Here is a 14,475-nt window from a genome sequence, read left to right as displayed (position 1 = left end):
GATGAAATCCGTTACGACATCACCCTAGCAGGCGATCAAAATTTAATCAATTATTGTATTTTCTGACCTGAAGCAATTAATGAGCCAGAGCATCTGATCTCAAATTGACCAGAAAGATTTGCGCTCCATGTTGAATCACATTTCGTCTCGCGTGGTGCTCGGACGATTTTATAGTTCTACGGCTTTATATAACTGATCGATGCAGTTAATAGCTCCTAGCTTTGCAAGGCGCGCGTTATCAGGATGCGCGCATAAGGTCCTGCAGAAATGGCAAAATCATTTGCCTAGTGTGAAATGGCCGTCACCTATTTCACAATATACTTCAGGAAATATGCCTTCTAAAACCGTGGAGAAAACTGGCGCATTATATACGTTGGCATCCAGAAAAGAAGGGATAGACACTACAGTTCATTTGCGTTGAGCACAGAAACAACACTGCATTTGTCGGACGAATCTTTCCAGCTCATCCTTTTTCCGTAAGCACACAAAAAATTCCCAATACATTTGTCTGAGAGCGTTCCTCCCCTCTCTATTAATGGGATCTAATTGATAGTAATAGCATCTGACTGACAGCTACTAGTGTGGGCTTCCGTTCGCCCTCTATACTCAACCGCCTATCTATTCGCTCATACCTCAATCCGGAGACACAATGGAAGAACTTATCACTACCTTACGCGAATCCGCTGAAGATGTTCCGGTCCCTTTAGATTTGCCAACCGAAGACGATTTAATCAACGTCGAAGAACAGCTGTTCTTAACATTGCCGGCCGAATACCGCGAGTTTCTTCTCAGTGTTAGCGACCTGGTGCTCGGCACTCTCGAACCCGCCACCGCCGCTGACCCGCACTCCCACACCTATATTCCGGAGCTCGCCGCAGAAGCCTGGGACAGAGGCTTGCCGCGGCATCTCATTCCCGTTTGCCGATTCAAGGAAGGCTTTTACTGCATAGACCCAGATGGGCTGGTGGGCTATTGGGCGTCAGGTAAATTTGGCGAACAGGAATGGGACAGTATTTGGGAGTGGGCGGAGGACGTCTGGCTGGCAAGCGCAGGCCGTTAAAACCCGATATACATAGGCTTTTATGGCGCGCCGATTAGTCCACTAGAGGATCCAGATTATCTTGGAATAAGCCTGGAGGGATTGGACTTTAGCTGCTGTTATTGATATGCGCGAAAAGAGTGATTCACGTAACGCGCCCCGTAACACGCACTTTCCGTTCTCTAGGAGCCTATGTGAAGAAAGTTTATCTATCGATACTCTGCGCCGCAGCAGGGTTTGCTCATGCCGATTCCGGCCACGTTTCCCCAGGATCAACTCTAACCACCGGACCGGTCAGCAACGGTCACGCACTTTATTCCGCCACCCACAATCCTGCTGTAGCCGCTTTGACGGTTGGCAAAGATGAAAATTGGCGGATTGCATATCTGCCCAGCATCAGTTTTTCCACTGAGGTGGGTGATGTAAACGACTTTGTCGACGAGCTCGACGAGTTGATCGATATCCTCGACGACTCATCTCTGGCGACCGACTCCATCGAAGAAACCCTGGACCGTTTTAATCGCGTATTAAAAGAAATGGGCGAGAACGGCTACGCCAAAGTGGGCGTCGGCATTACTGCTCCTATTTTTCCGATTTACTGGCGCCCCAGCGAATTCTCCGGAACCTTCTTTATGGAAGCTGGAGTCGACGCGCAAGTGCGCTTGGGCCTGCTGGATCAACCATTGGTCTATGACGACCAGCACGAAAGTTTTTCCACCGGCTCTTCCGCTTATTTGAAAAGCGGTATCGAAAAAAGAATTTCTCTTGGCTACGCCAAGCCAATGCTCGATGAAAGAAAATCCGCAGAATATGGCGGCCAGCTGTATGCAGGCGCCAAATTAAAGCTGATGAATCTTGAATTGAGCAAACAAGTCATGCGTCTTCAACTTCTGGAAGGTCGTGATATTGAAGATGTTATGGAAGACGAATACGACAACAATTTGAAATCCACTACCAATATCGGTATCGACGTCGGTATCAGCTGGGTGACTCGTTTCTACAGCGCGGGTTTTACCCTGAAAAATATCAATTCTCCTTCGTTTAAATACGGAACTGTCGGCGTCAATTGCGCGCAATACGAAGAAGGCAGTTTCGGTCGTAATAATTGTGAAGCTGCGGCCTATTTCGCTTTCGAAGCAGGCGAAATCAATGCCTACGAAAAACACAAAAAACATGCGACCGCCACAGTCGATGGCAGTTTTTATCCGACATCCTTTTGGTCCCTCAGCGCCTCAGCAGACCTCGCTTCCTATGACGACATAGTCGGCATGGAAACTCAGATGTTTAACTTATCAACTGCAATCAATACCAAATCGCTTTGGATTCCGGATATCCGCCTCGGATATCACAAAAATCTGGCCGGCTCCAAATTGGCGAGCGCTGCAGTCGGACTTTCGTTTTTTGACACAGTCACACTCGACGCCCGCATAGCCCTGGATGAGGTCACCATAGACGGTGATAAAGCTCCTCGCAGCGTCGCATTTTCCATCGCATTTGAAGAGAAATTTTAATGCTGCGCCCGGCGTTAAGAAGCTCAATTTAATGGAGTATTGATATGTCACACCACCACACTTCACATTCAATCATTAAAGCCGCTGCACTCTGCCTTGCGGCAGCGGTCACCCTGCAAGGGTGCGGCGGGTCCGGCCAGGACAAAGGAAGCGCCTCCGCTAATTACAATCAATCTTTTCGTGGCGTAGTCATTGATGGCTACCTCGCAAGAGCCATGGTTTTTCTGGATTACGACAACAACAGCACACGCGATCCCTGGGAACCCTTTGCCTTCACCGACGACGCCGGTTATTACTCGTTCAACCCCATCATTAACACGGATTATTGTGCCACTGATGCACCCGCTGAATTACAAATTTACTGCTTAAAATCGAAGCGCTCATTGACGGAAGCAGTGATTCGTGTCGACGGCGGGTATGATGTTTCCACTGGCGAGCCATTTCATGGTCAGCTGAGTCGTCGTATCAGCATTTCCTCTTCTGGCGTAGTCAATGATGTCGTTGTATCTCCATTGACCACTCTTTTAACGGATGTCCGTTCTGCGGAGCAAAAAAATGCGCTCCTTTCAGCTCTGGGCATTACCGAAGCGGATCTGGATGTCGATTATTTCAATTCTGACAATGCTTCCGGATTAAATCATGCTCTACTGAACGCTGCACTGAAACTGCACAAAACCATCAGCGTGATGAACCATTTTATCGGTCTTCACTACGAGGAAATTGGCAATCATTCTGGCACCGCCAACGATCTCACCTCTTCCATTTATCGCCACATAGCCAATGAGTTGCTGACGCAACAAATCAGTTTTAATACGTTGGTAGCCAGCGCTGAGAGCCTCGAAAATATCCTGCGCCGAACAGAAGCGGATGCGCACAATATCTACGACCAGTGGGACATGGACCTGCCCTATATCGACATTAATTACGCAGCGGTAATAGAGAAAAGCCGCGCATTAAACGAAATCATCGATCAATTGGTTCCCGCCGATGGCACTGATGTCGACCAGGACAACATTAACGGCGTAGCCAAATTGGTTGAGACGCTGGTTATAAAAGCCATGCGCGCACCTTACGACAGTGATGATTTCAACAATGCGATCAGCTTTTTGCAGTCATCTGATAACGCAAGTTTGGTAAGAGATCTGATTGATGCTCTAATTTCAGACCGATCCGACCTTGATGGTTTGGCAAATCACAATTTTGCGGGCGACAAATTCAGCTCATCCGACTCAATTCGAGAAATTGCCCAATTACCGTCTGGCACCCAAGCATTTTCCCAAATCGGCGGCCAACAATTGCGCGTTTCTGACATGGATTTAGGCTTCGCCCCAAATAATCTCAATGACTCAGAAGTGGAGTTTTATTTTCACGGCGACAGCGAGACCACCAGCGGCCGGTTTAATGCCTGCGTCAAATACATAGAAGATGCAAGCAGCGATGGAAAATTGGGGGATGCAAATACACGCGGTGAATTGGTGTCTGGCTACTGGAGTTTATTGGGTGCACAGCAAAACGCTGGCGAATCCTACAGCCTATTGCTGACGATTCAATTTCTCGGCTCCACCTACCAAGCCATCCTAAAGCCCGCAGGTTTTGCGAAATTCGATGACGCGGAAATGCAGGCCATAAGGTTTGACTATGCCGGTGATCTCAACACCTGGTATAGCGCTAATGGTTTTGAACCTCAGGGTCAATTGCCCACTTCAAACACAGATTGTGCTGAACGACTCCCATCGCGTATCGGCATCTGATCTTCTACCGGCATCTATCCGCAAACCGGCACACAAGTGCCGGTTCTCCCCTTCTCCCTCCATCTCCGAATCCTAATCGCCTGACTCCCATAGCGTTTAGCCGATTTACCTTTAAAACGGTAGACAGATCGACCGCGCGCAATGGGCTTACGCTTAGAAATGAATCAATGGTGCAGAAAGCTGAGGGAGAGAAAGGAGAGATCGGTGAGAGAGTGAGATGACCAGCGGGGAATCCGCTGGTCTGAATACAAATTAACGTCGGGTATCTTTGTAGGGAACCAGAGAGATATCAAAAACACTGGCATCACGAGAGGCGTCGGCGATTTTGATATAGGTCTCTGTATTGGAATTCTCGTGCGCTCTTACAACTACGCCACCACCTGGGTTTGCAGCTGCTTTTTGTGCGATCAAAGAACGAACAGAGCGGATATCCACGCGGCGACCGTCAATAAAGACATCGTTAGCCGAATCCACCACTATCAGAATAGTTTTATTGTCGCTGGGAGGCGGTGGTGGCGCATTAGAATTCTCAGGAACGTTGACGTTGAGAGTGCTTTCTTTAACGAAAGACGCTGTCACGATGAAGAAGATCAACATGATGAACACAACGTCCAACATGGGGGTCAGGTCGATTTCGGCCTTGTCACCGTCGTCTTGGTGCTTACGTTTTCTACGACTCACCGTTAAGTCTCCAAATAGGGCCTGAAAAAGGCCGACATCTTTATTATGGGTTCGAGAGGTGGAGCACTCCACCCAACCGGCGGACCAGTCTGGGCGCTAAGTGTACATCAAATTATTTCGCTTGGCTCCAGTATCATTGCTCACGAATCCATCACATTTCAAACTTTCTGCGTGTCGATTCAGCGCTTGCGGATCGACACTTCGGCCGTCCCTCCGGATACGGTACATTCCGCTGCGTATTGCAGCCGCTCTCCCCGCACGCCCCGTGCATCAAAGTTGGCCACAAACTGCACCTTGTTACCTTCCCAAAAGTCCGGCTGAGGGGGAGATCTGAGGTCGGTAATCCAGGTAAGCTCCGTCATCAAGCTGGTTCGCTCCATCAATTGGTTACGACAGACCTTCCACACATACTCCAGCCAACGGTTTCCCTGATTAGCTCCCGGAGTCGTCAAAGTCGTAAATGTGAGTCCATCGACCATCTCGTTGTAGGTCAGACCGTTGTCCTGACGACACAAAATCCGATAGATAGGGTGATCCGGCGTACTCTGGTCAATATCCAAGGTCCCTTCTACAACCGCAGCGCAGCGATCCAAGGTTTCCGCGGTTTCCGCCGCTTTCACCAGGGACAGATATAAAGACTGATATTTTACAGGTAACCAGAGACGTTCTTTATCCAGGGCCAGGGCGGCATTGGTAAACAAAAGCGCTAAACAGCACAGCGCGACAGAAAATCTACTCATAACAACAATCTTCATTAATAGCTGTACAGCATCTTCATTACCGCCAACCATCTCTCTTCATTCACTATCTATATCGTCATTGGTCAGCTTCGAATTCCAGATGAATAGCATCTCCGCAAGCCCTCTCGCCTGCTCATCCAGACTCAGCAGCTCTTCGAGTGTATCTCGCGGGCCGGCGTAAAGGCGGATTTTGCGGTGATCCATAGATAAGCGGTATTGCGGAAAGAGGGATCTATAGACCTCCAACTTCCATCGCAAGTTGTGAACCATAGTTCGGTAGAACAGCAATTTCACTGGCAGGCAAATGCAGCCGAAATCCTTAGGCTCGCCAAAAACCGAGAAATCCGTGCGTAGAATGACATTGGTTTTAACCCGAACGTCGGCAATAACCGTGGCTGAACGCGGTAAATCCAGCAATATCGCCATATCGCCAAAAATTTCTCCCGGCGTAATGGAATTGACCTTTTTAATGGATTTACCGCCGGCATAAACAGCTAATTGTCCTTTTAACAAGAAATATAACCACGTATCAATTTGCCCAGCTTCTATCAGCACTTCTCCGGGTCGCGCCTGCACTAGCTGAGAGTAATGCAGCAAAACCTCAAATTGTTGCGGATCCATTGTGTAGATTTGTTTATACAAAGACACAGAACCGAGCAGCCCATCTATGGTCTGCTGAGAACAATGTTGAAGTGACTGAACTTCCATAAGACGAAACCGTCGCCGCTAAACTCGGTTGGTCAAACATTCGTCGGATCAGGGCCGGTCATTTGGCCTAATACAGGCCACAAACTTGATGCTGCCCAACAAACATATACAGTTAAGAGTAGGCATTACCCCTGATCGATGAAGTATAGTGTTATCAATTGCGCTTAAAATCATGAAGCCGGCTATCGATTGTGTCTGGCCAAGCTCAAAACATAGCGACCGCAGAGGGAGGATCTTCGTAGACCGCCCCGCAGATAAGAACAGAAACGAGATTTATGATGATAGCCAAATATCGCAAAACCGTTCTTGCCGCCCTAGCTTTGCTGATGGTTTTCTGCAGCCTTGGACTCGCCCAGGGCGCCCCTACTCTCAACGGCATGGCCCTCCATGTTCAACTCAGTAAAGAGCAATTTATTGCTGCCCTTTATCTCACCACACCAACTTCCAATGCCCGCGACGCATTAACAAAAGAAGAAGATAAGGCAATGGAGTTGCGCATATTGACCGACGACCTCTATGCACGACGGTTTCAGCGTATGTGGATTGAAGGGATCGCCATCAACGCCGGCGCAACAGAAATGGAGCGCCATGCACAGAACCTCGCCAATTTCAGCAATCTGTTGAAAATCAAATTAGTCAAAGGCGATATTCTGCGAATAGAACGATCTGCGGCGAAAAATACCACTACTGTCATTCTGAATAGACAAACTCTGGACACTATCGCGGACGCACACTTTTTCGATTTGCTGCTTCGCACTTGGCTGGGCCCTGTACCTTTATCTTCCGAGTTTAAAGAGAGTCTATTGGGTGGTGGCACCGTCAAACCTGAACTGGCAGAGCGTTTTGCCGACATCAGCCCTACGAGCGCAAGAATTGCGGAAATCGCAACTCTGCTGAAAGGTACAAAATTGCCCGAACCCGCAAGGCAAGCGCCCCCTGCTCCACCTGCTGTCGCCCCTGAAATCCCAACGCCACCACCCGCTGTCGCGGTTGTACCCGAACCGCAGGCAGAAGAACCTCAGCCAGAAGTCGAGCAACCGCAAACACCACCCGAGCCAGAAAAGCTGCTGACGGAAGCATCTCTATTTAATGACGAGGAAATTTTGTCAGACGAAGAAGAGGATGGATTTTCATTCACAGCGGAAAACCTGTTAAGCGAACAGATTTATATCGCCAAGCTCACCAAATGGACGACCAATTTCGTCAACTATCCTCGCAATGCTTTGAGAAACGAACACCAAGGTACCGTACGCCTGACGGTAACCCTCTCCCGCGACGGCCGCGTCCGCGATGTGCAGATATTGGAAAAGTCCGAGCATGAAACACTGAATAAGGCAGCGGTGAAAGCCGTCAGAAGTGCCAGCCCCTATCCTGCGGTGCCGGATACGATCAAAGGCGATCGTTTCTTGTTTACTGTCCCTGTGGTCTTTCGGATGAACTAAATATGAGGCTGCCTGCCTCATTATCTCTAAATCAACACCTTCATTCGGTCCAGGATCGTGCGGCGAATTTCGTTCAGTTCCAGCGGCGACAATCTAGGCATATTGCTGAGCGAAATAGCGTGCAAGTGCAGACAGGGAGTGCGCGCATCCAGCTCGCGCAAATCGCCTTTCACCAGTACAGGCAACAGCGGCAAATTCGGCGGACGGCGCTGGTTGATCATGCGAAAGCCAATCTGGAGAGGCACAGTGCGATAGGGACTTTCCGTGCTTTTCACCGGAATGCGCAGCATCAACTCACCATTATTTCCCGGCACAATGTACAGCCCCGTGGCCTTAACGGCCGATTCCGGTATGCCTTGAAAAATGTCGTGATGGGCGTAGGGGTTAGGCAGGATCACCAGCCGGCTGTTCTCTTCCGCTGGCATAAAGATGTTGTAGTTGGTGTAGAGCTGCTCAACTGAGCCCGAAAACACACACAGTTTGTTCTCGAAATTCAAAACAAACTCATGCGCGCGCTTGCGTTGTTTGAATGCATCAAGATCCCAAATCAGATCCTTGTTGTCGTCTTTCTTACCGACATCAATGTTGTTCAGATCTTCATACATGGGTGGAATTGCTCTCCGATCACAGCCCTACACCGTTGCGCGGGGATGCGCTAACGGCAGTCCATCTAAGTCTAGTCTGTGATCGGCAAGCTTTCTCTGTGTCCAGCCCTCTTTTTCTCTATCCCAAGTGACGAAGTCCTTACCAGGGAAGAATTTCTCCGTTGGAATGCCAGAACGACCCGCTATTCTCGATAGAGAGGCCGTCTATCCTGGCCGCCAACCGTTGCGCTGCCACGTCGGCACTGATATCGCCGCCGAAGCCCACCATCTCGGTCTGCACATACCCCGGGTGGAGAAGCGCGACAGCTATGCCCTTGCTCTTCAGATCCTTGGCAAGCGACGTCCCCGCCATATTCAATGCGGCCTTTGACATGCGATAGCCGTAATAACCACCTGACGAGTTGTCGGCGATCGAGCCCATACGGCTGGTAATCAGTGCGACCTTGGACCCCTTGCCCAAGTTGGAAAGGAGCGCCTCAGTAACACGCAAAGGAGCAACTGCATTGACATTGAACTGCTCCAGAATGGTTTGATAGTTGATGCTGCCCAAGCGTTCTTCGCGCAAGATGCCGGCATTATTGATCAGTACATCAATGGAAACGCCAGCGAGCGCCTTGCTGAGCTGTGCAGGCAAGTCTGGACTGGTGACATCGATATTCTCAATCACCTTGGCTCCAGAAGCGCTGAGCTCGGGCGAAGTCTTCCGGCACAGAGCAATAACTTGATCCCCTCGCGCCCGATACAGCTGCACAAACGCCAGACCAATTCCGCGATTCGCGCCCGTCACAACGATAGTTTTACTCATAGGTATTCTCCGCAAGATGACCCGTAAAGATCGGCAAATGGTAGATGTATGCAGTCTTCCATTCAAACGAGGCAATAAAGCCGACTGATTAGGTTTCGCCTAGCAGAACAGAATGCAGCACTTAGTAGGTAGGTCTACAGAATACCTAATAAACACTAATGATCCTGAGCGATCTGTTCGAATAACCGCTCTATTTCGGACATGGAAAACCCCCTATAGCGCAAAAAACTGATTTGTCTGGATTTTTCCCGTAAATCCTGCGGTGGGGTTTTAAATTTTTTATTCCACACATGGAATAAAGAACGATCCTGATGCTCATCCACTGAATGTTCACTCAGGGTTTTTTCGATAAGACCAGACTCAATTCCCCGCAGACGCAGCTCCTGAGCAATTCGCTTATCACCATACCCCTTGCTTCGCCGCCCGCGAATATAGGCATCTGCGTAACGCTCATCGGACTGATAACCCTGATCGGCTAATTGAGCCAACACCTGCTCGATGGATTCTGCATGAGAAGAAAAACGCTGCAGCAATTTTTGCTGAAGCTCATGGTGGGAATGCTCGCGGCGCGACAGAAGGCCGAGAGCGAAGTTATAGATTTGTTTGACGGGATCTTGATCGTTCACGGGAATACACAAATTTGACGGCGGGCAGATTATCTGCCCGCCGTCTCTGCATTATTCCGTTACATCTTCTTCAACATATTTGGAAGCCACAGATTTTCCTGCAGGCCCCAACAATTCTTCCTTGATTTTTGCTTCCAGACTTTGCGCCAGTGCTGCATTGTCGCGCAGATACTGGATCGCATTTTGTTTGCCCTGGCCGATTTTTTCGCCCTGGTAGCTGTACCAGGCTCCCGCTTTATCAATCAGGCCGAGCTTGACCCCGTAATCAATGATTTCGCCCAGACGGTTGATGCCTTGGCCGTAGAGAATCTGGAATTCGGTTTGTTTAAAAGGTGGAGCAACTTTGTTTTTAACAACCTTGACGCGGGTTTCTGAACCTACAACTTCCTCGCCTTCTTTCACCGAGCCAATACGGCGAATATCCAAACGTACGGAAGAATAAAATTTCAGTGCATTACCGCCAGTGGTGGTTTCTGGGTTGCCAAACATAACGCCGATTTTCATACGAATCTGGTTGATGAAAATCGCCAGACAATTAGCGTTTTTGATATTACCGGTAATTTTTCGCAGGGCTTGCGACATCAAACGCGCTTGCAAGCCTACGTGATGGTCGCCCATATCACCTTCGATTTCCGCTTTCGGCGTCAGGGCTGCAACGGAGTCGACAACCAATACATCAATTGCGCCAGAGCGAACCAGCATATCCGCCACTTCCAATGCTTGCTCACCAGTATCGGGCTGAGAGACGATCAACTCATCAACTTTGACACCGAGTTTTTCCGCGTAGATAGGATCCAATGCATGCTCGGCGTCGATGAAGGCGCAAGTTCCACCATTACGTTGAGCTTCTGCAATCACTTGCAGGGTCAAGGTGGTTTTACCGGAAGACTCAGGTCCGAAGATTTCAACAATTCTCCCGCGCGGCAGACCGCCAATGCCCAGAGCCACATCAAGGCCGAGAGATCCTGTCGATATACAGGGAATCGCTGCTCGCTCGGAATCCCCCATGCGCATTACGGTACCTTTACCGAATTGGCGCTCAATCTGTGCTAAAGCGGCCTGAAGCGCTTTCTCTTTATTCGCGTCCATTAATCACTCCTCTACCTGACAGTATTGTTCACAAGATCGACGCCCGAGTATTCCCACTCAAAGCATCTGTACCGGCCGCACCTTAAGCGCCCTGATGTCGTTAAGAATAAACCAAGGATACTGTATATGCAAACAGCTATTGTGTTTTTATACAGTATCGTTCACCCAGCTCCACCAATCGCTTTAAAGCGACATTCACAGCCTGCTCCCGCACCGCATGGCGGTCGCCAGCGAATTGATGACGCTCGGCGAGAACTCCCTCTGGATGCCCCCATGCAAGCCAAACTGTGCCAACAGGCTTGGCGGCTGATCCACCACCAGGCCCGGCTATTCCGCTTACCGCCACCGCGAACTGCGCAGATGCCTTCGCCATAGCCCCTTTAACCATAGCCCGCACCACCCGTTCGCTCACAGCGCCGTATTGAGAAAGCAGGGATTCATCGACACCCAACAACTCATGTTTCGCCTGATTGCTGTAGGTGACAAAACCGTAATCGAACCATTGAGAGGAGCCTGGCACCTCAGTAATGGCGTGCGCTATGCCGCCGCCAGTACAGGACTCAGCGGTGGCCACTTTGGCGCCGAGAGTTAGCAGAAGCTCACCCAGGCGAGTGGCAAGTTGGAAGGAGTTGAGTTCATTCATGGCGGGCAACTTAAGTCATGGGATGTCATAGACGCAAGGGTCGCTGGTCATTCTGCTACAATCTCCAACTTTTTCGGCTTAGCACAACCTAGCATCAGCTTCGACGCCAGCAGAGCGGAACCATGGCAGACGATACAGTCCTTCTCGATCAGCACACTCCCATGATGCAGCAGTATCTGCGCATCAAAGCTCAACATCCCAATGAATTGGTCTTCTACCGCATGGGGGATTTTTACGAACTGTTTTTTGACGACGCCAAAACTGCCGCCCGGCTGCTGGACGTGACCCTTACCGCCCGCGGTAAAACCGCCGGCGAGCCGATTCCCATGGCGGGCGTCCCCTACCACGCGGCAGAAGGCTATCTGGCCAAGCTGGTGCGCCACGGCGTTTCTGTGGCGATCTGCGAGCAAATAGGCGATCCGGCAACAAGTAAAGGGCCAGTCGAACGCAAAGTCGTGCGGATTGTGACGCCGGGCACGGTCAGCGACGAAGCTCTTTTGGAATCAGGTCGCGACAATCTTCTGGTCGCCATTACCGCTCTGGAAGATGCCTTCGGCATAGGCACATTGGATATGGGCAGCGGCCGATTTACTGTGCAGGAGGTCAACTCTGAAGCAGCACTGATCGCTGAACTGGAGCGTGTCCGCCCCGCCGAACTGCTGGTGCCCGAAACCTTTTACCTGCCCCCGCTGCAGGCCGTGCGCAGTTTACGCAAACGCCCGGATTGGGAATTTGATGCGGATGTCGGCCGCCGTCTGCTGACGACACATTTCGGCACTCGCGATCTGGTTGCCTTTGGTTGTGACCATATGCGCGCCGCCATTGCTGCCGCTGCAGCCCTGTACAACTACGCCAAGGAAACCCAGCGCACCGATCTTTCACACCTTTCTGCGCCCATAGTCGAGCATCTCGATGAAACTGTCGCCATGGACAGCGCCACCAGAAAAAATCTGGAACTGGATGCCAATCTCTTAGGGCAAGAAGACAACACGCTTTATGCGGTCTTAAACACCACCACAACCGCTATGGGAAGCCGCTTGTTGCGGCGCTGGCTGCATCGCCCACTGCGCAACCTGGAAAAACTCAACGCTCGCCAGGATGCTATAGCGGCACTGCTGGAAAATTACGCTTTTGAAAGTTGTCGCAAATTGCTCAAGCACATCGGCGACCTTGAGCGCATTCTCGGCCGCGTCGCCCTGCGCTCTGCCCGCCCACGGGATTTATCGCGTCTGGGAGCTTCCCTTGCGGTTCTGCCACAACTTCAACCACTCCTGGCGGAAATCAAATCCCCGCATATCCAGGCGCTGGCATCCGCCGTTGGTGTTTACCCGGAATTAGTCGACCTGCTCCAACGAGCCCTGGTGGATAACCCGCCGGTAGTGATTCGGGACGGCGGTGTTATAGCCGAGGGCTACGACGAAGAGTTGGACGAGCTGCGCAACCTGAGTAACAACGCAGGCGATTTCCTTGTACAGCTGGAAGCTCGCGAGAAGGAAAGAACGGGCATCTCGACGCTGAAAGTCGGCTACAACCGCATTCACGGTTACTACATTGAAATCAGCCGCGGCCAGGCTGATAACGCCCCTGTCGATTATCAACGCCGCCAGACTTTGAAAAACGCCGAGCGCTTTATCACCCCTGAACTCAAAGCCTTCGAAGACAAGGCTCTGTCCGCCAAAAGCCGTGCTTTGGCCCGCGAAAAAGCGCTTTATGATGAATTGGTGGAGCGAATCAACGTCGATCTCCGCCCGCTGCAGGATACGGCGAATGCCATCAGCGAACTCGATGTGCTGACGACACTGGCCGAGCGCGCCGATCAGCTCAACTACTGCCGCCCCGAGCTGACCTATGCACCGGGCATTCATATAGTCGAAGGGCGCCACCCCGTGGTGGAGCAAGTGCTGGAAACGCCGTTTGTGCCCAACGACCTCGAGCTGAACAACGAGCGCCGCATGTTGATCATCACCGGCCCTAACATGGGCGGTAAATCAACTTATATGCGGCAGACGGCGCTGATCGTTCTGCTGGCGCAAATCGGCAGTTTTGTACCTGCCAGTCGTTGCCGTATCGGTCTGGTCGACCGCATTTTCACTCGCATAGGCTCTTCCGATGACCTCGCTGGCGGACGTTCGACCTTCATGGTGGAAATGACCGAAACCGCCAATATCCTGCACAATGCCACCAATTCCAGCCTTGTGTTGATGGATGAAATCGGCCGCGGCACCAGCACCTACGACGGTTTGGCCTTGGCTTGGGCCTGCGCGGAACACCTGGCCAAATATGTCGGCGCCTTTACGCTCTTCGCCACTCACTATTTCGAAATCACCGCCCTGCCGGAGGTGATCAGCGAAATGGCCAACGTGCACCTGGATGCGACCGAGCACAATGACAACATCGTCTTTCTGCACAATATTCGCCAGGGGCCGGCCAGCAAAAGTTACGGTTTGCAGGTTGCCAAGCTCGCAGGTATTCCCTCGATAGTGCTGGAATCCGCCAAACAACAGCTCGCCAATCTGGAGCAGTCTGGCAGCAAGGTTTCCACAGATGCGCTGACCGCCAGCGAAAGCCTCAAACCAAGCGACAATCTGCAGCAACCAAACAAACGCGGCAAAAGTTCAGCGGCTGACGCGTTGCAGGCAGATCTTTTTGCTCAATCCTCTCCCAGCCTGGTGGAGGAACGGCTGAAAAATCTGAGCCTCGATAATCTGACACCGCTCGCTGCGCTGCAGACGCTTTACGATTTAAAAGCATTAGTGAAGAAGTAAATCGGTACAACCGAATGGTATAGAGGTGAAACAGGGTTTAAATTCCGAGAACTCCTGTTTAAAATGCCGC

At 50.9% G+C, this 14,475-nt stretch carries 13 protein-coding genes; 5 read left to right on the top strand and 8 right to left on the bottom strand.

What is annotated here, in order from left to right:
• The first annotated feature begins 649 nt into the window (after window positions 1-649).
• The 3 genes from DWB84_RS09340 to DWB84_RS09330 all read left to right on the top strand — a co-directional run bounded on the left by DWB84_RS09340 (window position 650) and on the right by DWB84_RS09330 (window position 4,301).
• Complete coding sequence (locus tag DWB84_RS09340; protein WP_187409489.1) at window positions 650-1,060, top strand: SMI1/KNR4 family protein; 411 nt, start codon at window positions 650-652, stop codon at window positions 1,058-1,060.
• Window positions 1,061-1,233: 173 nt separating this feature from the next.
• Window positions 1,234-2,550 (top strand): conjugal transfer protein TraF, encoded by a 1,317-nt coding sequence (locus tag DWB84_RS09335; protein ID WP_187409488.1) that lies wholly within the window; start codon window positions 1,234-1,236, stop codon window positions 2,548-2,550.
• Window positions 2,551-2,594: 44 nt separating this feature from the next.
• Window positions 2,595-4,301, top strand: a complete 1,707-nt coding sequence (locus DWB84_RS09330) for a hypothetical protein (RefSeq protein WP_187409487.1) — start codon at window positions 2,595-2,597, stop codon at window positions 4,299-4,301.
• A gap of 252 nt (window positions 4,302-4,553) precedes the next feature.
• Here the strand turns inward: DWB84_RS09330 and DWB84_RS09325 are convergent, their stop codons facing one another.
• The 3 genes from DWB84_RS09325 to DWB84_RS09315 form a co-directional block, all read right to left on the bottom strand.
• The gene (locus DWB84_RS09325) at window positions 4,554-4,982 is read right to left on the bottom strand and encodes a biopolymer transporter ExbD (protein ID WP_187409486.1); all 429 of its coding nucleotides are present in this window, start codon (window positions 4,980-4,982) and stop codon (window positions 4,554-4,556) included.
• 179 nt (window positions 4,983-5,161) lie between these two features.
• A complete protein-coding gene (locus DWB84_RS09320; RefSeq protein ID WP_187409485.1) occupies window positions 5,162-5,722 on the bottom strand; it encodes a hypothetical protein in 561 nt (186 codons plus the stop codon).
• A 57-nt stretch (window positions 5,723-5,779) separates the two neighbouring features.
• Window positions 5,780-6,430, bottom strand: coding sequence for a cyclic nucleotide-binding domain-containing protein (locus tag DWB84_RS09315; protein WP_187409484.1), 651 nt, complete (start codon window positions 6,428-6,430; stop codon window positions 5,780-5,782).
• A 275-nt stretch (window positions 6,431-6,705) separates the two neighbouring features.
• Here DWB84_RS09315 and DWB84_RS09310 point away from each other — a divergent pair, with 275 nt between their 5' ends.
• Entirely contained in the window at window positions 6,706-7,872 is a 1,167-nt protein-coding gene (locus DWB84_RS09310) for a TonB family protein (RefSeq protein WP_187409483.1), read from the top strand.
• Window positions 7,873-7,898: 26 nt separating this feature from the next.
• Here DWB84_RS09310 and DWB84_RS09305 read toward each other — a convergent pair whose 3' ends face one another.
• The 5 genes from DWB84_RS09305 to DWB84_RS09285 all read right to left on the bottom strand — a co-directional run bounded on the left by DWB84_RS09305 (window position 7,899) and on the right by DWB84_RS09285 (window position 11,640).
• Window positions 7,899-8,477, bottom strand: a complete 579-nt coding sequence (locus DWB84_RS09305) for a hypothetical protein (RefSeq protein ID WP_187409482.1) — start codon at window positions 8,475-8,477, stop codon at window positions 7,899-7,901.
• Window positions 8,478-8,616: 139 nt separating this feature from the next.
• The gene (locus DWB84_RS09300) at window positions 8,617-9,282 is read right to left on the bottom strand and encodes an SDR family oxidoreductase (protein WP_187409481.1); all 666 of its coding nucleotides are present in this window, start codon (window positions 9,280-9,282) and stop codon (window positions 8,617-8,619) included.
• A 155-nt stretch (window positions 9,283-9,437) separates the two neighbouring features.
• Window positions 9,438-9,908, bottom strand: coding sequence for a regulatory protein RecX (locus tag DWB84_RS09295; RefSeq protein ID WP_187409480.1), 471 nt, complete (start codon window positions 9,906-9,908; stop codon window positions 9,438-9,440).
• A gap of 51 nt (window positions 9,909-9,959) precedes the next feature.
• Complete coding sequence (gene recA / locus DWB84_RS09290) at window positions 9,960-10,997, bottom strand: recombinase RecA (protein WP_187409479.1); 1,038 nt, start codon at window positions 10,995-10,997, stop codon at window positions 9,960-9,962.
• Window positions 10,998-11,133: 136 nt separating this feature from the next.
• Window positions 11,134-11,640: a CinA family protein gene (locus DWB84_RS09285; RefSeq protein ID WP_187409478.1), complete on the bottom strand. Its 507-nt coding sequence runs from the start codon at window positions 11,638-11,640 to the stop codon at window positions 11,134-11,136.
• Window positions 11,641-11,762: 122 nt separating this feature from the next.
• Here DWB84_RS09285 and mutS point away from each other — a divergent pair, with 122 nt between their 5' ends.
• Window positions 11,763-14,405: a DNA mismatch repair protein MutS gene (mutS, locus tag DWB84_RS09280; RefSeq protein WP_255428910.1), complete on the top strand. Its 2,643-nt coding sequence runs from the start codon at window positions 11,763-11,765 to the stop codon at window positions 14,403-14,405.
• Window positions 14,406-14,475 lie beyond the last annotated feature (70 nt).

The sequence above is a fragment of the Saccharophagus sp. K07 genome (assembly GCF_014336955.1).
Classification (GTDB): Bacteria; Pseudomonadota; Gammaproteobacteria; order Pseudomonadales; family Cellvibrionaceae; genus UBA5868.
The sequence above is the reverse complement of the archived record's forward strand: the minus strand, read 5'-3'. Positions and strand labels throughout refer to the sequence as shown.

What these genes read in the sequence shown, in the direction of transcription:
- DWB84_RS09340 (WP_187409489.1), top strand. Translation starts at nt 650, where the DNA reads ATGGAAGAACTTATCACTACCTTACGCGAATCCGCTGAAGATGTTCCG.
- mutS (WP_255428910.1), top strand. Translation starts at nt 11,763, where the DNA reads ATGGCAGACGATACAGTCCTTCTCGATCAGCACACTCCCATGATGCAG.
- DWB84_RS09285 (WP_187409478.1), bottom strand. Translation starts at nt 11,640, where the DNA reads ATGAATGAACTCAACTCCTTCCAACTTGCCACTCGCCTGGGTGAGCTT.
- DWB84_RS09310 (WP_187409483.1), top strand. Translation starts at nt 6,706, where the DNA reads ATGATGATAGCCAAATATCGCAAAACCGTTCTTGCCGCCCTAGCTTTG.
- DWB84_RS09315 (WP_187409484.1), bottom strand. Translation starts at nt 6,430, where the DNA reads ATGGAAGTTCAGTCACTTCAACATTGTTCTCAGCAGACCATAGATGGG.
- DWB84_RS09300 (WP_187409481.1), bottom strand. Translation starts at nt 9,282, where the DNA reads ATGAGTAAAACTATCGTTGTGACGGGCGCGAATCGCGGAATTGGTCTG.
- DWB84_RS09305 (WP_187409482.1), bottom strand. Translation starts at nt 8,477, where the DNA reads ATGTATGAAGATCTGAACAACATTGATGTCGGTAAGAAAGACGACAAC.
- DWB84_RS09320 (WP_187409485.1), bottom strand. Translation starts at nt 5,722, where the DNA reads ATGAGTAGATTTTCTGTCGCGCTGTGCTGTTTAGCGCTTTTGTTTACC.
- DWB84_RS09330 (WP_187409487.1), top strand. Translation starts at nt 2,595, where the DNA reads ATGTCACACCACCACACTTCACATTCAATCATTAAAGCCGCTGCACTC.
- recA (WP_187409479.1), bottom strand. Translation starts at nt 10,997, where the DNA reads ATGGACGCGAATAAAGAGAAAGCGCTTCAGGCCGCTTTAGCACAGATT.